Origin of the sequence: Labilibaculum euxinicum (assembly GCF_009795715.1) — a bacterium.
GTDB classification, from domain to species: Bacteria; Bacteroidota; Bacteroidia; order Bacteroidales; family Marinifilaceae; genus Labilibaculum; species Labilibaculum euxinus.
This window is the reverse complement of record NZ_WTCR01000011.1, coordinates 129,484-148,282: the sequence shown is the minus strand read 5'-3', so window position 1 is coordinate 148,282 and position 18,799 is coordinate 129,484. Positions and strand designations below refer to the sequence as shown.

Below are 18,799 nucleotides of genomic sequence, written 5' to 3'. Positions count from 1 at the left end.
TCTAATTTTCTTTAATTCTATTAATGGCTTCTTCAATTACTGCCTCATTGCTGCACAATGAAATACGAATGTATTTATCTCCCTGATCTCCAAAAATTCCACCAGGAGTGATAAATACTTTTGATTCCTTAAGCACTTTATCACTTAGTTCGTAGCCATCCTTGTATTTTTCAGGAATTGCAGCCCAAACAAACATTCCGCCCTGATCTTCTCTAGGAGAACACTCAATCAGATTCATCAGCTTAAAAACCAAATCCCGTCTGGTTTTGTATACTTTATTGATGGAGTCGTACCAGCTTTGATCCTGAGCCAAGGCTTTAACAGCAGCTTGCTGAACCGGATAAAACATCCCGGAATCCATATTGGTTTTTACTTTCAATACAGGTTCCAGCATTTCCGCTTTTCCGCAAATCATTCCAACTCTCCAGCCCGGCATATTGTGCGACTTACTTAGAGAGTTTAACTCGATGCAGCAATCTTTTGCTCCTTCAATGCTCATAATACTCATCGGAGAATCGTTAAGAATAAAGCTGTAAGGATTGTCATTAACAATCAGTATTTTGTGTTTTCTGCCAAAAGCAACCACTTTTTCGAGTAATTCTTTGCTTGCCCTTGCTCCGGTTGGCATATGAGGATAGTTGATCCACATGATTTTCACCTTGCTTAAATCTCTTTTTTCAAGAGCATCGAAATCAGGATGATAATTATTCTCTTCAACCAATGGATAAGAAACAATTTTTCCGCCCAGCAGGTTGGTTACCGATGTGTAAGTAGGATAGGACGGATTTGGAATTAAAACTTCGTCGCCTTCATTCAAATAAGCCAGTGAAGTAATCATGATTCCTTCTTTCGATCCCATTAAGGGCAATATCTCGTTAGCCGGATTTAAATCTACATTGAAAAAGTTTTTGTACCATTTTGCGAATCCTTCTCGCAAAGCCGGTATTCCCTGATACGATTGGTAACCGTGACTTTTTGTATGGGAACAGGCTTCCTTAAGCATTCCCCAGGTATCTTCCGAAGGAGACATGTCCGGATCACCTATTCCCAGATTGAGAACTTTTACTTCACCTTCGTTTAGCTTAGCTATCTCTTTCAGTTTTACTGAGAAATAGTACTCTTTAACTCCTTGGGTTCTATTTGCTGGTTGAATCATTATTCTTGTGGTTAAAATTTTGGTTCTGTTTCAAAAAAAAATCCTGCTCGCTTGGAACAGGATTTTTGTTATACTTTTTATTTAAAATTAGGTATAAGGCATCCCGCCCGGTTGTTGTTGTGCCAGAAATAAAAATAATAATATCGAAATGCCAATCCTGAATTGTTCATTGTAATTTTTATATGAAAAAGGTCTTACCTGTTGGGCAAGACCTTTAAATGTATCTGTTCGAGTTGTTACATATCAATTCTTGCCCTTATCGTTGTGGATAATAGAAATACCAAAAATAATAAAAGAAAGTACTGAATGATTTCATAGTAATAATCAATTGTTTCATTATTGTCTGCACCAAATGTAGGAATTATTTCTTATCCTGCAAATCTATTTTTTAGAATTAATGAAATGCTAACGTTTGAATTCTATTGGTGTATTTGTTTGGAGGTATAGTGAAATCAGGCAATTTGAGCTTTTTTGATAAATAATCAGAAAAATATTATAATTTGATTAATTGAGGTAAAATAGGGGGTGTGTAAGATAATTTGAGCTTTTTGCATGCAACACCCTATTGTGAATTGGGGTGGTATTGAGTGATGATGGCGTTTGGATTGGGTTGGTAAAATTTAAATAAAAAAAATAATATTGGCTGTAAGTCTTTGTTTTAAAGGAAAAGTTTAACTGATCTCTCTTGAGAGCTGGATAAATTGTGAATTTAGATTTGGAATTTGAATAAATTATTAATTAGATTTGTAGCAAGAAAAAAAAGAAATATGATTGGAATGAATAGCAAATATTGGTGGTGGCACATTTACAAACTCTCAAAACCAGAGCAGAGGTGACCCCCGTATGTGCAAAATTTAGTTCCTAAAATATAGTTAAGAACACAGCAAACGGCCTACTGATACTCAGTAGGCCGTTTTTTTTTGAATCGAATTTAACTAACAACCAAATGATAAAGTTTAAATACCTAAAAAAAGAATTACTTGCCGACGTAATTACTCCGGTGAGTATGTATCTGAAATTGAGAGATCGGTTTCCGGGTGCAATATTGTTGGAGAGTTCGGATTACCACAGTCCTGAAAATGCCAGTTCTTTCATTGCTTTGGAACCAATTGCCAGCATCACTTTAAAAGATGGGCAGTTGATTGAAGAGATGGAAGGCAAAAAGGAAATTTTTGATGCCAGAGGCAAAGGCAAACGCTTTGTTTCGGGCAAGTTAAAAAACTTTGTGAATCAATTTGATCTGGAAGGAAAGGAAAATGTACCCAAGGCAAATGCACTTTTTGGTTACACAACTTACGATGCAGTTCCTTATTTCGAGGATTTGGATTTTAATTTGGACAAAAAACAGTCGGGTATTCCGCAAATGTGCTATTCTCTTTATCGATTCATCATTGAGGTAAATCATTTCAACAATACATTAAAGATTATTGAATTGGTGAAAAACGGAGATGACTCCAGAATACGTGAAGTTTCTGATTTATTGAGAAATAGAAATCTGCCGGCTTTTACTTTTTCGCTGGAAGGTGAGGAGCAATCGAATATGGACGATGAAACCTATAAAAAAATGGTGACTTTGGGTAAGAAGCACTGCAAAAGAGGTGATGTTTTTCAGATTGTTCTTTCTCGTCAGTTTTCACAAGCTTACAAAGGTGATGATTTTAATTTGTACCGTGCTCTGCGGTCAGTTAATCCATCGCCTTACTTGTTTTATTTCGATTACGGATCGTTCCGGATTATGGGATCATCGCCCGAGGCGCAGATTGAAATTAAAAACAAGAAGGCGTACATTCACCCGATTGCCGGAACATTCAGAAGAACCGGTGATGCCCTGAAAGACGCTGAATTGGCTAAGGAGTTGTTGAAAGACGAAAAAGAGCAGGCAGAACATGTGATGTTGGTCGATTTGGCCAGAAATGATTTGAGCCGCGATGCACAAAATATAAAAGTAGAAACCTTTTGCGAGGTGCAGTACTTTTCGCATGTAATTCACTTGGTATCCAAGGTTTCCGGTGAACTTCCCGATGACTACAATCCCTTTCAGTTAATGGGAGATACATTTCCTGCGGGAACCTTATCGGGAGCACCAAAATACCGCGCTATGCAGTTGATTGATGAATACGAACCAACGGCAAGAGGTTTTTACGGCGGTTGTATTGGTTCTCTGGGATTTAACGGGGAAGTCAACCAGGCAATCATGATCAGAAGTTTTATGAGCAAGGACAATCAGCTGTATTTTCAGGCCGGAGCCGGAGTGGTTGAAAAATCGAAAGAGGAGAACGAGTTAAACGAAGTGGGTAACAAATTGGCAGCCTTGCGAAAAGCAATGGAACTGGCACAAAATATATAGGATATGAAGATTTTAGTTTTAGATAATTACGATTCCTTCACCTATAATTTGGTGGAATATTTGCGAAACTTAGGCGCAAAGGATATTGAGGTGCACAGAAACCGGGAAATCGATTTGAAAGAGGTAGCTAAGTTTGATAAGATACTATTGTCGCCTGGACCAGGGATTCCTGATGAAGCAGGCATTTTAAAAGATGTGATCCGCGAATACGCTGCCACTAAATCGATATTAGGCATTTGTTTGGGAGAACAGGCAATTGCTGAGGTTTTTGGCGGGAGCATTGAGAATTTGGATAAAGTATATCATGGTGTGGCTACTTCGGTTTTCCGAACAGATGATAACAAAGGTGTTTTGCAGGGAATCGATCAGGAGTTTACGGCAGGAAGATATCATTCATGGAATGTAACCAAAGCGAATTTGCCGGATTGCCTACTGGTTACCTGCGAAGATGCAGAAGGACAGATCATGGGAATCCGCCACAAGGAATATGATGTGCAGGGTGTTCAGTTTCATCCAGAGTCGGTTTTGACTCCTAATGGACTGAAAATGATTGAAAACTGGTTAAATTCTTAAATCTAATATCTCAATTTTCACATCTCAAATCTATAAAAACAATGAAAAATATACTTCACCACTTATTTGAACACAAAACCTTAAAAAGAGAGGAAGCGAAAGAGGTTTTAATTCAGATTACAAAAGGGAATTTTAACGAATTTCAAATTACGTCCTTCTTAACGGTATTTATGATGCGAAGCATAACTGTTGAAGAATTAACAGGATTTAGAGAAGCTCTTCTTGAATTGTGTATTCCTGTTGATCTGTCGGAATACAACGGCGTTGATTTGTGCGGAACCGGAGGCGATGGAAAAAACACCTTTAACATTTCAACCTTAGCTTCATTTGTTGTGGCCGGGGCGGGAGAAAAAGTAACCAAACACGGAAATTACGGCGTTTCTTCTTTTTGCGGATCGTCGAACGTGATTGAGCACTTGGGTTATCAGTTTAAAAATAAGGAAGAGGATTTGAAACGGGATCTGGATAAAGCAGGAATTTGCTTTCTACACGCTCCTTTATTCAATCCGGCCATGAAAAATATAGCGCCAATTCGTCGCGATTTAGGGGTTCGTACCTTTTTCAACATGTTAGGACCTTTGGTAAATCCATCTCGGCCAAAGAATCAGATTGTCGGGGTTTTCGATTTGGAACTGGCCCGTTTGTATCAGTATTTATTGCAGGAAACAGATTCCAGTTATACAATCATTCATGGAATTGATGGGTACGATGAGGTTTCCCTGACCGGAAAAGTGAAATTGATTGGCAACCAGATGGAAGAGCTGTTGGAGCCGGAAGCATTTGGAAAAAGGAAACTGAATCCGGAAGAATTGTATGGCGGCGAAACCGTAGAGGAAGCAGGGAAAATCTTTGTCGATATCCTCAAAGGAAAAGGAACTTACGCTCAAAACTCGGTGGTTACCATTAATGCGGGTCTGGCAATTCATTGTTTGCATCCTGAAATCAGCAGGGAAGATGCTATTGGCAGAGCCGAAGAAGCTTTGCTTTCGGGAAATTCGTATGAGGTATTGAAGAAACTGACAAAAGGAAATTAGGCATGAATGCAAAGCAAAATATATTAGACAAGATTGTGCAGCAAAAATTGGCTGAAGTAGCTGTTGCGAAAGAACAGATGCCCATTTTTCAATTGATGGAGCAGGAGAATTTCAAACGTACTTGTTTCTCAGCCAAAGAGTCAATCACCAGGAAAGGTGCTTCGGGTGTGATTGCAGAATTCAAACGTCAATCGCCTTCGAAGGGAGTGATTAACGGAACAGCAAAACCCCAGGATGTGGTCAAATCGTATCAGGTAGCGGGTGCTTCGATGGTTTCGGTACTAACTGATGAGGTGTTTTTTGGTGCAAAGGCAGATGATTTTAGTACGGCCCGCAAGACGTTAAGTATTCCATTGCTTCGGAAAGAATTCATAGTAGATGCCTATCAGATTTACCAATCGAAAGCAATGGGAGCAGATGTAATCTTATTGATTGCAGCGATATTGAGTCCGCAGCGATGCAAGGATTTTGCCTTTATTGCAAAGGATCTGGGTATGGAAGTATTGCTTGAACTGCACGATGAATCAGAATTGAAGCATGTGAACCGCTTTGTCGATTTGGTGGGGATCAACAACCGGAACCTGAAAGATTTTTCGGTAGATACCGATCGGTCAATTCAATTGGCGGCCAAATTACCCGAAGACATGATTCGCGTAGCCGAAAGCGGTTTGGACAGCCCTGAGGTTGTGCAGAAGATGAGGGAAAATGGTTTTCAGGCATTTTTAATGGGAGAACATTTCATGAAAACAGAACAACCGGGTTTAATCTGTCGTCAATTTATATCGAATCTGTAGGGACACGCCATGGTGTGTCCGAATGATGCGTTGAACAACATGACCTGTTTGTACATTACGGCAATTAAATAAAAAACAATGAAAATTAAAGTCTGCGGTCTTCGTGATAAAAGTAATGTTAAGGAGTTGATGGTATTGTCATTAGACTATATGGGCTTTATCTTTTATTCAAAATCTGCTCGTTACGTTGGAGACGATTTTGATGCCGAAATTACGAAGATGATTCCTTTGCAAATCCGTAAAGCCGGCGTTTTCGTAAACGAAGCTTCCGAAAAGATTCTGACTTTGGCGAAGAGATACCAACTCGATGTAATTCAGTTGCATGGAGACGAAAGTCCTGAAGAATGCCAGTTGATAAAAGAATCTGGATTTGAGGTGTTTAAAGCCTTCCAGTTGAATGAGGCATTCCAGTTTGAATTGTTGGAGGCCTATCATAAAACTTGTGATTATTTCCTGTTTGATACAAAATCAGATTCTTATGGCGGAAGCGGTAAAAAGTTCAATTGGCAAATCTTAAAAAAATACAAAGGTGAAACTCCTTTTTTTCTGAGCGGAGGAATTGGAATGGATGACCTTGAGGCAGTAAAAGCCTTTCAACATTCCAAACTATTTGGCTTGGATGTAAATTCAGGATTTGAACAAAGTCCTGCAGTAAAGAATGTGGTGTTAGTAGAAGAGTTTTTAAAATCAGTAAGACAAACTAATGATGAGCAAAAATAAATATGCAGTAAATGAGCGTGGTTACTACGGGCGATTTGGAGGTGCTTATATTCCTGAATTGTTACGTGCTAATGTTGATGAATTACGCGAAAACTACCTGAAGATTATCAATTCGGAGCAGTTTAAGAAAGATTATAAACGGTTGTTGGATAACTATGTTGGACGGCCAACACCACTGACTAAAGTAGGGAATTTATCGAAGCGTTACGGCACCAATATCTACTTAAAACGCGAAGACTTAACGCATACCGGAGCTCATAAAATAAACAATACCATTGGGCAGATTCTAATTGCCAAATACATGGGCAAAAACCGTATCATTGCTGAGACAGGAGCAGGGCAGCATGGTGTGGCAACGGCTACCGTTTGTGCTTTGTTCGGATTGGAGTGCATTGTGTATATGGGCGCCCTGGATATCGAGCGTCAGGCACCAAATGTGGCTCGTATGAAAATGCTGGGCGCGAAGGTGGTTCCTGCTATTTCGGGAAATCAGACCTTGAAGGATGCCACCAACGAGGCCATCCGCGATTGGATTGCCAACCCGAATTCATTCTACCTGATTGGTTCGGTGGTTGGGCCGCATCCATATCCCGATATGGTAACCCGCTTGCAGTCGATTATATCGAAAGAAATTCGTGAGCAATTAACCATTGAGACAGGGAATCCGAATCCTGATTACGTGATTGCCTGTGTAGGTGGTGGCAGCAATGCAGCGGGAGCTTTTTATCACTATCTGGACGAAGAAGATGTGAAATTAGTGGCTGTTGAGGCTTCCGGCCTAGGTGTTAACAGTGGTGAAACCGCAGCAACCATTACCATTGGCGATGTTGGTTTTATTCACGGCAGCAAAACCATGCTGATGCAGGATGAAGATGGTCAGATTACGGAACCTTACTCTATTTCGGCAGGTTTGGATTATCCGGGCGTTGGACCTTTGCACGCACATTTGGCCGAAACGGGCAGGGCACAATTTCTCTCGGTAACCGATCAGGAAGCTTTGGATGCCGCCATGATACTGGCACAATCCGAAGGAATTATTCCCGCTCTGGAATCGGCTCACGCTTTAGCTGCCTTAGAGCAAATTCGCTTTGATAAAGATGATGTGGTAGTCGTGAATCTTTCAGGAAGAGGCGATAAGGATATGGAGACCTACATGAAAGAAATTAATAATTTGTAATTAATATTAGATAACCCCAAACCCCTAAAGGGCTTAAAAAAATCATAATATGCGTCTAAAGTTGTGAAGACTCACATATCTCACATCTCAAGTCTCACGTCTCAAATCTAAACTAATGAACCGAATAGATCAATTATTTCAAAATAAAGGAAAGGATATCTTATCCATCTATTTTCCTGCCGGATATCCAAACTTGAACGACACCGTACCCAACCTGCAGCTTTTGCAGGACAAAGGGGTTGATTTGGTAGAAATTGGAATCCCATTTTCCGATCCATTGGCCGACGGACCTGTCATACAGATTGCAGCAAAGCAATCTTTGGATCAGGGAATGAGCCTGAAACTGCTTTTTGAGCAGCTAAAGGATGTTCGCCGCAGCATTACAATGCCTTTGATATTAATGGGCTATTGGAATGTGGTTTTTAAATATGGTGTGGATGCTTTTCTGCTGGATTGCCAAAACTGTGGCATTGATGGGGTGATTCTGCCCGATTTGCCTTTGGAAGAGTACGAAGAGGAATTCAAAGCAAAGTTTGAATCGCACGGCGTGTATAACATTCTGCTGGTAACTCCTCAAACTACCAAGCAACGTTTGGCGAAAATAGAAAAAGCTGCCAAAGGATTTTTATACATGGTTTCATCCTCGGCGACAACAGGCGGCGCTTTGGAGCAAAGTACCGAAAGGGAAGATTACTTTAAAAAGGTAGCAAGTCTGGATATTCCTTCCCTCATCGGATTTGGAATTCACGACAAGGCAAGCTTTCAGCATGCCTCCGGCTTTTCGAACGGAGCAATTATTGGCACAGCATTCATAAAAGCCTTAGCCGGCGGTACGGCTTCCGAATTTGTAGACTCACTGCTGTAAAGCGTGAGAATGAAGGTGTTGTCTAAAAAGTTCAATCTCATTGTCATTCTAAGCTTGTCATGCTCTGACTATAAGCAGGTTGTTTATGTCAGGGTTTGACTTGATTCGGAAATGCTCTAACTTAATGTCATTCTGATCAGAGTATAAATGAATCCTATAACTTTATTCTGTAAACGTACGAGCCATCGGGATTGCTCAATAGGACTTTAAATAGATTACTGCTTAAAATTTCAGGCTGGTCAGGCTCTGACTGTAAGCGAGCTGTTCATGTCAGGGTTTGACTTGATTCTATGAATTGTAATTTGCTGTAACGTACGAAAAAAGGATCTTGCCCGGCAAGATCCTTTCTTTTTGTTCGTGAGTTTAGTAGAAAATTACAGGCTTTGCTGAAGCTTTACTTTTTCCTGAATTAAAAGTAACAAACCAATTGCAAAAAGCATTGAACCAATAAATGATATCCCAGTTATTAAACTGAATATAATCGTGTTATCTGAATATATATTTGTATCAAATACTTGAAATAAGATGGGAATAGCAAGATTGTAAAACAGTGTTGTCAGTAAGCCAATTCCTGCACCAATTAGCACCAATATTCCACTCGCGCTTTTCTTCTTTAGATTTATAATGCAGGCAACAACAATTATTATCTGAGGAATAATAAATAACAGGCTTGGTAAAATGCTTAGTAGTGTATCGTCCATTTTTTCGGGTGTTAAGTTTGATTTGTAATTAGATTATTCTTTATTGCTTGGTACCAGCTTCTTTGGTGACTGGTGGTAATGATAATTCACAGTTGTTTGGAATGGGATATTCATCACAAGATATCTTTCTGCAGGCATAATCTTCGGGTAAAATGTCTACCCAATAATCATCACCCAAAAGCTTGAAAAAATAGCGTTTATCGATATGCTTTTGAAATACTTCTTTTATTTCAAAATGATAATCATATTTAGTTGTGTTGTTTATGGAATCAGTCGATTCCACCTGTATGTATTTATTAGCCAGATAACGGATGTAGATTGTGTCTTTGCAAAAAAGAATATTTTTTGGTTCTCCACTTCCACCATCCCAAATTACATCACCATCGTCTATTGAGAATTTATAAGAGAATTGGTGGGTTGTTCCATAATCATATTTTGTGAAAATACCTATGGCTGTGGTTTCTTCATTGGTCTTTTCGACCATTAAATGTTTTCCGTTTGGTAATAGTTTACTGACTTTGTCAATATTTTTCTCAGAATTATAATTACAGCCACTAATGAAGGAAATAATTATTAGAGCAAAAAATGCTATTTGTTTGATCTTAAATTTATATCTCATTTTTTGTTTGTGCAGTTGCATAGTTTTGATTACAATCAGTATTTGTCATGAATGCATGAGCAGATTTTATTAATTGCAAACCACTGTATGCATCCTTTGTTAATTAGCAGTAATAATGATATTTTATGTTCTGCATAAATAAATTAATGGCCGAATTTATCAAAAGAAAAATAGATAAACAAAATATCGTATTGGATTAATAAAGTAAAGCAGCAGAAGTGTGATAATTTGTATTAAGTATGGATGGGTATGGCCTTGTCAGGTTATGACCTGATTTTAAACCTAAAAGAGCTGTTTTATCAGATGAGTTTTGATTGTACTGCTGTAGAGTGCGAAAAAGGATCTTGCCCGGTAAAATCATTTTTTATTTGTTTGCGGCATACAATTAGATTATTCTTTATTGCTTCCTGCCGATTTCTTTTGTAGTTGTGTATTTGGTTAATCGTTTAAGATCTGATCAATTATTTCCATTATCTTCTCATTTTTTAAAATCGTTACACCCAATCGTTCTGTTGATATTCCATTAATCAATTTGTAATTATAAATTGGCTTTCCCTCCATTAAGTGCGATTCAAAACATTTAAAATCAACACTGTCTAATTTTTCAAGCTCCTGGGCAACTTCAACAATATGAGTCGATATAAAAAAGAGACAATCCTTTATTTTTGTGAAGCCTTTGGATACCATTAATGTGGCATCAAAGGCATCTTTAACATTTGTTCCTCTAAATAATTCATCAAAAATCACCAATACTTTTTTCTTCTCTTTAATTTGTAAGGCAATATCTTTCACTCTTCTAACTTCGCTGTAATAATGACTATAGCCTTTATTTATATCATCGGAGATATTAATGGTAGAATACAATCCATTAAACAAAGATACTTCCATTTCTCTGGCGGGTACTGGAAATCCAACGTGAGCAAGATAAACACATAAGCCAACAGCCTTTAATGAAGTCGATTTTCCTGCCATGTTTGCTCCCGAAACAAAACAAAGGTTTTTATGATCTGCCAGCTCAATATCATTTCTTATTGGTGAGGCAATAAAGGGGTGAAAAAAGCCATCTATTTTTAAATAGGGTTTGGGCGCTTTTGTTAGAATGGGAAACCCTAATTCTTTAATTTTTGATGTATTCGCAATTGATAAATATGCATCAAGCTGATAGGAAAGTTGCAGAATCCTTTTTATTTCTTCCTTTTTCTGGGATCTGATTAAGAAATCAAATTGATTGATTTGCCGGAAAGTAAATTTCCCTTTCGGGGGATTTATAAACAGCTTGAATTCTGCTGATTTTGTAATCCCTTCAAATTCCAACAATAGCTGATTAAAGAATTCAGGCATGTCAGATTTATCGATAGCTTTTAAATAATCAGATAAAATATTCAAATGACTCTTAAGAAACTCAAGTCCTTTAAGTATAATATAATACTCGTTGCTTGGATTTATTTGATACGAAATGCAGGACTCTATCGAATTCAAAAAATTATCTTTTAATATAAGAGTGTTTTGATTTAGATAATGCTCAATAAAGTCTAGATATTCATTGTCAAGTTCACACTCAACCGGATTATTGCAAATGTATTTTATGGCAGAAATCTTGGCATTTATTTCTTCCAAGTCATTCAAGGGAGTTCGAATCATTTTTTCTAACTCATCTCTGCCGCCTTTGGTCTTGGTTGAATTGTAAAAATCAAAGACTGATAAATCTCCTTTAGCTTGAGGGAAAATATTTAGATCAATTAAAGTTTGTTTATCAGTGCTGAATTTTGTCATGGCTCTTAAAAATTGTAGGTGTCAAATTCATTGTATTCAATCCCATTTTGTGAAAATATAATCTCTACATAACGGATTTGTTCTGCATCATTGCTATCGGTAGTGTCTAGTTTTCTGAAATAGCTTTCATCTGCTTTTGTAAACAAACTGCAGCATGTAGAATAATAAAAGCCCATAAATGGAATTATTGGTACTCCGTATTTTAAACGTTCAGTAAAGTTAAATTTTGAAATGTTTGTAATTGTTATGTCTTGATCCTCATAATACTCTTTCAGTAACCCATCTATAGCGTTTATGCTTTGTATTTTGGTGTAGAGCATATAAATTAAAAATGCACACACTGTTAGAATGAATAGAATACCGATAATCTCCATTGCTTTTTTGAGTTTGATTCTTATACAATAAACTTATTCTTTATTGCTTCCTTCCAGTTTCTTTTGTAATTGTGTGTGAATGTCTTTGCTTACAATCTCCGAAAGTACTCCTGATTTGTAGTTGAATGATCGTAGTATTTTAGGCTCTTTTGAAGACTCATATTTGCCATCTTCATTATAATCAATACCAAATTGAACCAAAAGGTTTTTGCTCTCGTTAATAAACTTATAAGCGATTACATCAGCATTGTTCAAGCCAACATCTTTTAACTTTTGCTCTTTAACGGAGTAGATATACAGTTTTTTTAGGTCGTTGGAATTAATAACGCCATCCTTAAACGAATCAGCATTTGCTGCCATAAAGGCAATAAAAACATCATCTTTAAAATACTTGGTGTCAATTTTTTCAAAACTTATTCTTTCTTCGAATAATTTATTGAGCTTCTCATTTTTTGCATCGTAAATCAGCAGGTTGTTGTACGAACCGTAATAAGATCTTCTGCTTCTGTATTTTCTTTCAGAACTAAATTTCCCGCCATTCATATCAAGCAGACCTACAACTTCATCATTTTCTATATTTTCGGGATTATTCAATGTTTTTTGCGACACAGGAATCATATAAATAAGATTTACTGTATCAACCAACTCGGGAATTTGATAGGAAACAATTTGTTGGCGTTTGTTTTCCTTTTGGAGCAACTCAATTTTCTCATCCGATAAAATACCATCTTCACTTTTGTTCCCAAAACTCGAACCAATTTCCATCCCAACAAAATACAGTATTGAAATTAAACCAATTAAGGCCATTAGAGCCACAGTTGTCCCCAAGACGGCAAGCAATTTTTGATTGTACTTTTTCACTTTCTCGATGTTCATAGTATTGATTTTTTGGTTTGTGCTTGGATATTTTTACTGCCTATAAGTAGTTTATATGATCACACCCTAGGTAATAGTTCATTATACAAGAATCCATTTTTAACCGTTTGCTTATTCACTAACAGCCTTCATCTTCACATCCACCATTTTTGCAATAGCCAGAGTTGCCAAAATCTTAAGCATATTTCCAGCAGCAACACCAACAGCATAACCCAAATTGTAAGGGGTAGAGTTGACATCGCTAAATGACATGTCGAATACTGTGAAAATAAGAGAAAGTAAAAAGATGCAAAATAGCATCAGGAAAATTCGGAGTGCTTTGTCGTTTTTCATTTTTAGTTTTTTAATACTTATGGTTTGGGTTGAATGGTTTTTGTTAGTTTATCGTACTAGTGAGTTTTTTATTAGCTTTTCCTTTTTTGTTCATCCATATCTTCATGGTATATCCCCAAGCAAGGCCACCAATTAACCACAATGGAATTCCTGTTAATAAACTCCTTTGAGTAATTTCAGCTTGATTAATAAGTGGCATTATTAAAATTGTAATTATATACATCAATAGTCCCCAGCTAAGGCCAAACTTCAACCAGTTTTTTGTTGTGTTTTTTTCTTCCCTGAAATCAAGATTCAGGTTTTTATATCTTTCCGGTTGTTTGTTCAACCATTTTTGCTTTAGTGTTTTCGCAAACCAACCCCACAAAGGGAAAGTCACCAGCAGCACCAGTAAGGATGTTAAATTTCGCTGTGCCGGAATTATTTCGGTACACTTGTCGCAATAGAAACCATACCAATTTTTTGCTGCAGTTTTATTTTGAGCTGAATATTTAACAGCAGAATGCAATTCGCCACAGTGCGGACATGGAGTAAACGAGCGCTGAAACAAAGGCTTATTCCCTTCACGTTCTATCAGCATTACCTTAGGCATTGTTTGTCCTAAAAATAAATCACTAATAACTACTCCAGGATTAATAATCCAATGTAAAATTACCGGACTTTTCCAGTCCCATATTTTGTATTTGCTTTTGTCGTATTTCATTATTTATTATTAGGTCAATTTGTTCTCAACTAAAAACATCTTAAACTCTTTTGTATCTCAAAAAATGCTGTGTTTACTCATTGGCCACCGAATGTAATCATAAAATAGAAATGTGTATTTATTTTTTCGATAAAAAATACTTGTTGCAAGGCGTACCATTCAAATTAGATGATTTGCATAATGATCAGGATAATTTTCAGAAAGGGAGGTGTATTCGTGTTTATTTCCTTTGTAAAAGTGTTTTTAGTCAGCTTTTACAGATGCATTTTTATTTTTTACCCATAAAAAACTATTTAACTCATAAAATTTGATTGTTTCCAATTGTTTTTCAAAATCCGCAAGAGCGAGTGTTTACTGCAACTTCAACTTACTGAATACATAATGATTGGCTTGTGCAGGAATAAAAATACCGTAAAAAGTTTTTTTATTTACGAATACACTTGTTCTCCACCGGAGCAGTCCAATCATTCCTAATTATTTACCCCAAATCCCAAAAGGGGCTTTTGGTAGTGTTTATGAAAGTCCTCTTCAGGGGATTTAGGGGTAGAGAATCGGAATGAAAAAGAAATAATAGCAAAACAACAACCCACTTGTGGCAATGTGAGTGGATTTTTTGTATACCGCACACCAATGCAGGCTTGTAGTTCGCAGTTAAGAATTAAACAATGGAAACCGACAGATGTGAGCCCAATAATATTGGATTTGTGGTAGTTGAATGTGTGTGATTGATTTAAATTCTGCAATTTATGTTTGTCTGTTTTTAATTTGAACAGTTACCAAACAAGCCTCTGTTTTGTTGGTACAAGTCTGAGGCTTTCCGCCATAAGTTTGAAGTGTTCCGGCATAAGTCTGAAGTGTTCCGCCACAAGTTTGAAGCGTTCCGGCGTAAGTCTGAAGTGTTCCGCCATAAGTTTAAAGTATTCCGGCGCAAGTTTGCAATTGAGCGCCATTGGTAAACCCAAAACTGATGGCGCACAGATAAACCGGAAACAACAAGTGAGAAAGTGGGGAGGAGGAACAAAAAGGAGTTCTTACAAGCAGTGTCCCGGCAGCCTCAAATTTGTCTCCCTTTGTTAAGAGTATCCCGAAAGTTTTCGGGTTGAAGGACAGAGGAGTGTTTTTATTCAAGGATTGGTTAAGAAAAACGATACAATTTCATTGATTGAAGAAAAAAATCTGTAATGCGGGTGACGTTTTTACTGTGAAATGTTTAAGGAGACAACTTTTCATTAAAAGTTCAGATTTTGAACCATTTAAAGCATTTATAACGTTGTAAATATATTTTTTTCTGTTCGGCAGCGTTTGCATGAAAAATGATGAAAAAAAGAATATGTTAATTGTATTATGAATGAACAGAAAATTCATATTAAAATAATATAAAAAAGGACTGAAAGGCGCTATTATTCGGAATAAAATCGATAACTTTAATGAAAATCCAACTTTTTTTTATGATAAGATTGTTGTCTAATTATTTGTAAATCAATCATAACATCGTTTGCGTATGGACTATCTCAAGTTTGATAAGGCTCAATTGGTAAATACCGAGTATTCTTTAAAAAAAGAATACATTAGAACCAATCGTGCTGGCTCTTTTGCCAGTTCAACTATTATTAACTGCAACACACGAAAATATCACGGACTGTTAATATGTCCAATAGATCATTTTGGTGGAGATAATCATGTGTTGTTATCTTCCTTGGATGAAACAATAATTCAGCATGATGCTCCTTTTAATTTGGGAATCCATAAATTTCCAGGCGAATACAGTCCGAAAGGAAACAAGTATGTGCGTGAATATATCATGGATCCAACTCCTACAATAATCTACCGTGTAGGGGGTGTGATTTTAAGAAAGGAACTTCTTTTGGTTGAAAAAGAACAACGTGTTTTGGTTCGGTATACTTTGCTCGAGGCTAATTCTCCAACAACACTTCGATTACAACCTTTTTTGGCTTTTAGGAACATTCATTCCTTAACCAAAGCAAATTTGGATGCCAATACCAGATCAGAAGTCGTTAATAATGGAGTTAAAATACGTTTGTATCAGGATTTCCCATATCTATACATGCAGACTTCTGTAGAATCAGAGTTTGTTCATGTGCCCGATTGGTATTACAATGTGGAGTACAAGGAAGAAAAGAAAAGAGGATACGATTGTCATGAGGATTTGTTTGTTCCCGGGTATTTTGAGATGAATATTAAAAAAGGAGAATCAATAGTATTCTCGGCCGGCACAAAAGAGATTTCCCCCGATGCAATATCCAAACAATTTACTTCTGAAATAAAGAAGAGGGTGATCCGTGATAGTTTTGAAAATTGTCTGGAAAATTCAGCGGTACAGTTCTTTTCAAAGAATGGTCAGGGAACAGGAATTATTAATGGTTTCCCTTGGTTTAGTACCAGCGAACGAAATACCTATTTGTCCTTGCCGGGATTGACTTTGGCACGAGGCGATCAGAAGACTTTTCTGGATGTGTTTAATACGGTATTTAAGCGGGTTTGCAATCGCTTTTCAATGGATCCGGCTATTAATGGAGGAAGGTTTTCGGTTGATGTTCCTTTATGGTCATTTTGGACGCTGCAAAAATACATTGAAGCTGGTGCAGACAGGAAGGAGATTTGGAAAAAACACAGCAAAAAGATTAAGGAGATATTGCAGTACTATAAATATGGATCGAACTTGGCCATCAGCATGCATGAAAATGGAATGCTATGGATAACAGAGCAAGGGGTAACCTGGATGAATATTAAGCATCATGGGCTTTGTTTGAATCGACGCATGGGGTATGTTGTTGAGATTAATGCGCTTTGGTACAATGCCATTTGTTTTGCATTGGAAATGGCAGGGGAAGCTAAAGACAAAGAGTTTGTCGCGGAATGGTCAGGTGTTAAAGAAAATTTGAAAGAATCATTTATTGAAACCTTTTGTGATGAAAGTAAAACGTATCTGGCCGATTATGTAGACGATACTCATAAGAGTTGGGCTGTTCGCCCCAATCAATTATTTGCAGTATCGCTGCCCTATTCCTGTCTTTCCGACGATCAGAAGAAAGGTGTGCTGGATGTAATTGAGAAGGAGCTGTTAACGCCAAGAGGCTTGCGAACGCTTTCGCCTAAAAATCATGAATATGTAGGTGTGATTGCAGGAAACGAGGAAGAGAGAAATAAGGCTTTCCACTATGGATCTGTTTTTCCTTGGTTGATCGGACATTTTTCTGAAGCTTATTTAAAGCTTTACAAATTGGGGGGTGAGACTAAGATTCAAAGATGGTTGGCTGTATTTGAAGACTGTTTGCTCGAGCATGGAGTTGGCACTGTATCTGAAATTTACAGCGGAAATCCGCCCCACAAGCCAAATGAGGCTACTTCTTATGCGTTGAGTGTAGCAGAAGTTATTAGAGTGAATAAAATGTTTAATGAATCATTTTTAAAATAGTCTTACTATGAAAGTTTTAATGTTTGGGTGGGAGTTTCCACCTCATATTTCTGGCGGATTGGGTACGGCTTGTTACGGATTAACTAAAGGCTTGGCAAAAATTGATGATTTAGATATTGTTTTTGTAGTCCCAAAAGCACACGGTGACGAAGATCAGAGTACAATGAGCCTGGTTGGTGCCAATTCGGTAACTATTGGACAAGTTCAGTCTCATGTCGAAAAATTTAAATCTCAGCACACCTATCTGGAGGTGGAATCGCAATTGGTACCCTATAATGATCCTGATGAATATTATACGTTTAGGAGTCAGGATCTGTATGGAAAAAATAAGTTGATAAAAGTTGATAAGGAGGGGAAACTGGAATTTAGCGGAAAGTACGGTGCCGACCTTATGGAAGAAATCTATAAGTATGCGTTTGTTGCTTCATCAATTTCTGCAGATCATGAACATGATGTGATTCATGCACATGACTGGCTTTGTTACCCTGCAGGGATAGCAGCAAAAGAGGTGTCGGGAAAACCATTGGTAATTCATGTACATGCCACCGATTTCGATAGAAGTGGAGGAAATGTAAATCCAAAGGTTTACGAGATAGAAAAAAAGGGAATGGATGCCGCTGATAAAATTATTGCCGTGAGTAATTTGACCCGCAATATTGTGATCGAAAAATATGGACAGGATCCCAATAAGGTGGTTACTGTTTACAATGCTGTTGAACCTGTTTCAATGGAAGAAAAGCTTAAAATTAAAAAAGGTGTAAAAGAAAAAGTAGTGACTTTTTTAGGGCGGATAACCATGCAGAAAGGGCCGGAATATTTTGTAGAAGCAGCTTATCAGGTTTTGAAAAGAACAAATGATGTGCGGTTCGTAATGGCTGGCAGTGGGGATATGTTGGAGGAAATGGTAGACCGGGCCGCTCAATTGGGAATAAGTGATAAGTTTCATTTTACGGGATTTTTAAAGGGAGATGATGTGTTTAATATGTTCCTTTTAAGTGATGTGTATGTAATGCCTTCTGTATCTGAGCCATTTGGGATATCTCCCTTGGAGGCGATGCAATCAAATGTACCGGTTATTATATCGAAGCAATCAGGAGTTTCAGAAATACTGACTCATGCCGTAAAGGTTGATTATTGGGATATTGATGCTATGGCCGATGCCATTTACGGAATTATTAAATATGAAGCTCTTTCGAAAGTTTTTAAGGAAGAGGGTAAAGAGGAAGTGGATAATTTGAAGTGGGCCAAAGCGGCTGTCAATGTTCATGATGTCTATGTTTCCGCAATCAAATTATTCGAACCATTAGAAAAAAAATAA

At 37.4% G+C, this 18,799-nt stretch carries 17 protein-coding genes; 9 read left to right on the top strand and 8 right to left on the bottom strand.

Going from position 1 to position 18,799, the window contains the following annotated elements:
• Position 1: 1 nt before the first annotated feature.
• Positions 2–1,156, bottom strand: a complete 1,155-nt coding sequence (locus GQR60_RS14985; RefSeq protein WP_124993704.1) for a pyridoxal phosphate-dependent aminotransferase — start codon at positions 1,154–1,156, stop codon at positions 2–4.
• Between the two features lie 946 nt (positions 1,157–2,102).
• On the opposite strand from GQR60_RS14985, the gene GQR60_RS14980 reads away from it, so the two are divergent.
• From GQR60_RS14980 to trpA, 7 genes are all read left to right on the top strand, one after another.
• The gene (locus tag GQR60_RS14980; protein ID WP_124993703.1) at positions 2,103–3,503 is read left to right on the top strand and encodes an anthranilate synthase component I family protein; all 1,401 of its coding nucleotides are present in this window, start codon (positions 2,103–2,105) and stop codon (positions 3,501–3,503) included.
• A gap of 3 nt (positions 3,504–3,506) precedes the next feature.
• Positions 3,507–4,076, top strand: coding sequence for an anthranilate synthase component II (locus GQR60_RS14975; RefSeq protein WP_124993702.1), 570 nt, complete (start codon positions 3,507–3,509; stop codon positions 4,074–4,076).
• 41 nt (positions 4,077–4,117) lie between these two features.
• Positions 4,118–5,110, top strand: a complete 993-nt coding sequence (gene trpD / locus GQR60_RS14970) for an anthranilate phosphoribosyltransferase (protein ID WP_124993701.1) — start codon at positions 4,118–4,120, stop codon at positions 5,108–5,110.
• 2 nt (positions 5,111–5,112) lie between these two features.
• Complete coding sequence (gene trpC, locus GQR60_RS14965) at positions 5,113–5,904, top strand: indole-3-glycerol phosphate synthase TrpC (protein WP_124993700.1); 792 nt, start codon at positions 5,113–5,115, stop codon at positions 5,902–5,904.
• A 78-nt stretch (positions 5,905–5,982) separates the two neighbouring features.
• On the top strand, positions 5,983–6,624 hold the full coding sequence (locus GQR60_RS14960; protein ID WP_124993699.1) for a phosphoribosylanthranilate isomerase: 642 nt from the start codon (positions 5,983–5,985) through the stop codon (positions 6,622–6,624).
• Complete coding sequence (gene trpB, locus GQR60_RS14955) at positions 6,611–7,801, top strand: tryptophan synthase subunit beta (RefSeq protein ID WP_124993698.1); 1,191 nt, start codon at positions 6,611–6,613, stop codon at positions 7,799–7,801. The genes GQR60_RS14960 and trpB overlap by 14 nt, the downstream gene beginning before the upstream one ends.
• Positions 7,802–7,916: 115 nt before the next feature.
• A complete protein-coding gene (gene trpA, locus GQR60_RS14950; protein WP_124993697.1) occupies positions 7,917–8,666 on the top strand; it encodes a tryptophan synthase subunit alpha in 750 nt (249 codons plus the stop codon).
• 374 nt (positions 8,667–9,040) lie between these two features.
• On the opposite strand, the gene GQR60_RS14945 is transcribed toward trpA, so the two are convergent.
• From GQR60_RS14945 to GQR60_RS14915, 7 genes are all read right to left on the bottom strand, one after another.
• Positions 9,041–9,367, bottom strand: coding sequence for a hypothetical protein (locus GQR60_RS14945; RefSeq protein ID WP_101308565.1), 327 nt, complete (start codon positions 9,365–9,367; stop codon positions 9,041–9,043).
• A 40-nt stretch (positions 9,368–9,407) separates the two neighbouring features.
• On the bottom strand, positions 9,408–9,986 hold the full coding sequence (locus tag GQR60_RS14940) for a hypothetical protein (RefSeq protein ID WP_124993696.1): 579 nt from the start codon (positions 9,984–9,986) through the stop codon (positions 9,408–9,410).
• Positions 9,987–10,424: 438 nt separating this feature from the next.
• Positions 10,425–11,759 (bottom strand): MutS-related protein, encoded by a 1,335-nt coding sequence (locus GQR60_RS14935; RefSeq protein ID WP_124993695.1) that lies wholly within the window; start codon positions 11,757–11,759, stop codon positions 10,425–10,427.
• Between the two features lie 5 nt (positions 11,760–11,764).
• Positions 11,765–12,133 (bottom strand): hypothetical protein, encoded by a 369-nt coding sequence (locus GQR60_RS14930; RefSeq protein WP_124993694.1) that lies wholly within the window; start codon positions 12,131–12,133, stop codon positions 11,765–11,767.
• Between the two features lie 33 nt (positions 12,134–12,166).
• Positions 12,167–13,009, bottom strand: a complete 843-nt coding sequence (locus GQR60_RS14925; RefSeq protein WP_124993693.1) for a hypothetical protein — start codon at positions 13,007–13,009, stop codon at positions 12,167–12,169.
• 111 nt (positions 13,010–13,120) lie between these two features.
• A complete protein-coding gene (locus GQR60_RS14920; RefSeq protein ID WP_124993692.1) occupies positions 13,121–13,342 on the bottom strand; it encodes a hypothetical protein in 222 nt (73 codons plus the stop codon).
• Between the two features lie 43 nt (positions 13,343–13,385).
• The gene (locus tag GQR60_RS14915) at positions 13,386–14,045 is read right to left on the bottom strand and encodes a hypothetical protein (RefSeq protein WP_124993691.1); all 660 of its coding nucleotides are present in this window, start codon (positions 14,043–14,045) and stop codon (positions 13,386–13,388) included.
• A 1,501-nt stretch (positions 14,046–15,546) separates the two neighbouring features.
• Between GQR60_RS14915 and GQR60_RS14910 the strand changes: the two genes are divergently transcribed.
• Both GQR60_RS14910 and GQR60_RS14905 read left to right on the top strand, forming a co-directional pair.
• Positions 15,547–17,481, top strand: a complete 1,935-nt coding sequence (locus GQR60_RS14910) for a glycogen debranching enzyme N-terminal domain-containing protein (protein WP_124993690.1) — start codon at positions 15,547–15,549, stop codon at positions 17,479–17,481.
• 7 nt (positions 17,482–17,488) lie between these two features.
• Positions 17,489–18,799: a glycosyltransferase gene (locus GQR60_RS14905; RefSeq protein ID WP_124993689.1), complete on the top strand. Its 1,311-nt coding sequence runs from the start codon at positions 17,489–17,491 to the stop codon at positions 18,797–18,799.

Coding starts and splice junctions, on each gene's coding strand:
- GQR60_RS14985 (WP_124993704.1), bottom strand. CDS start 1,156: ATGATTCAACCAGCAAATAGAACCCAAGGAGTTAAAGAGTACTATTTC.
- GQR60_RS14980 (WP_124993703.1), top strand. CDS start 2,103: ATGATAAAGTTTAAATACCTAAAAAAAGAATTACTTGCCGACGTAATT.
- GQR60_RS14975 (WP_124993702.1), top strand. CDS start 3,507: ATGAAGATTTTAGTTTTAGATAATTACGATTCCTTCACCTATAATTTG.
- trpD (WP_124993701.1), top strand. CDS start 4,118: ATGAAAAATATACTTCACCACTTATTTGAACACAAAACCTTAAAAAGA.
- trpC (WP_124993700.1), top strand. CDS start 5,113: ATGAATGCAAAGCAAAATATATTAGACAAGATTGTGCAGCAAAAATTG.
- GQR60_RS14960 (WP_124993699.1), top strand. CDS start 5,983: ATGAAAATTAAAGTCTGCGGTCTTCGTGATAAAAGTAATGTTAAGGAG.
- trpB (WP_124993698.1), top strand. CDS start 6,611: ATGAGCAAAAATAAATATGCAGTAAATGAGCGTGGTTACTACGGGCGA.
- trpA (WP_124993697.1), top strand. CDS start 7,917: ATGAACCGAATAGATCAATTATTTCAAAATAAAGGAAAGGATATCTTA.
- GQR60_RS14945 (WP_101308565.1), bottom strand. CDS start 9,367: ATGGACGATACACTACTAAGCATTTTACCAAGCCTGTTATTTATTATT.
- GQR60_RS14940 (WP_124993696.1), bottom strand. CDS start 9,986: ATGAGATATAAATTTAAGATCAAACAAATAGCATTTTTTGCTCTAATA.
- GQR60_RS14935 (WP_124993695.1), bottom strand. CDS start 11,759: ATGACAAAATTCAGCACTGATAAACAAACTTTAATTGATCTAAATATT.
- GQR60_RS14930 (WP_124993694.1), bottom strand. CDS start 12,133: ATGGAGATTATCGGTATTCTATTCATTCTAACAGTGTGTGCATTTTTA.
- GQR60_RS14925 (WP_124993693.1), bottom strand. CDS start 13,009: ATGAACATCGAGAAAGTGAAAAAGTACAATCAAAAATTGCTTGCCGTC.
- GQR60_RS14920 (WP_124993692.1), bottom strand. CDS start 13,342: ATGAAAAACGACAAAGCACTCCGAATTTTCCTGATGCTATTTTGCATC.
- GQR60_RS14915 (WP_124993691.1), bottom strand. CDS start 14,045: ATGAAATACGACAAAAGCAAATACAAAATATGGGACTGGAAAAGTCCG.
- GQR60_RS14910 (WP_124993690.1), top strand. CDS start 15,547: ATGGACTATCTCAAGTTTGATAAGGCTCAATTGGTAAATACCGAGTAT.
- GQR60_RS14905 (WP_124993689.1), top strand. CDS start 17,489: ATGAAAGTTTTAATGTTTGGGTGGGAGTTTCCACCTCATATTTCTGGC.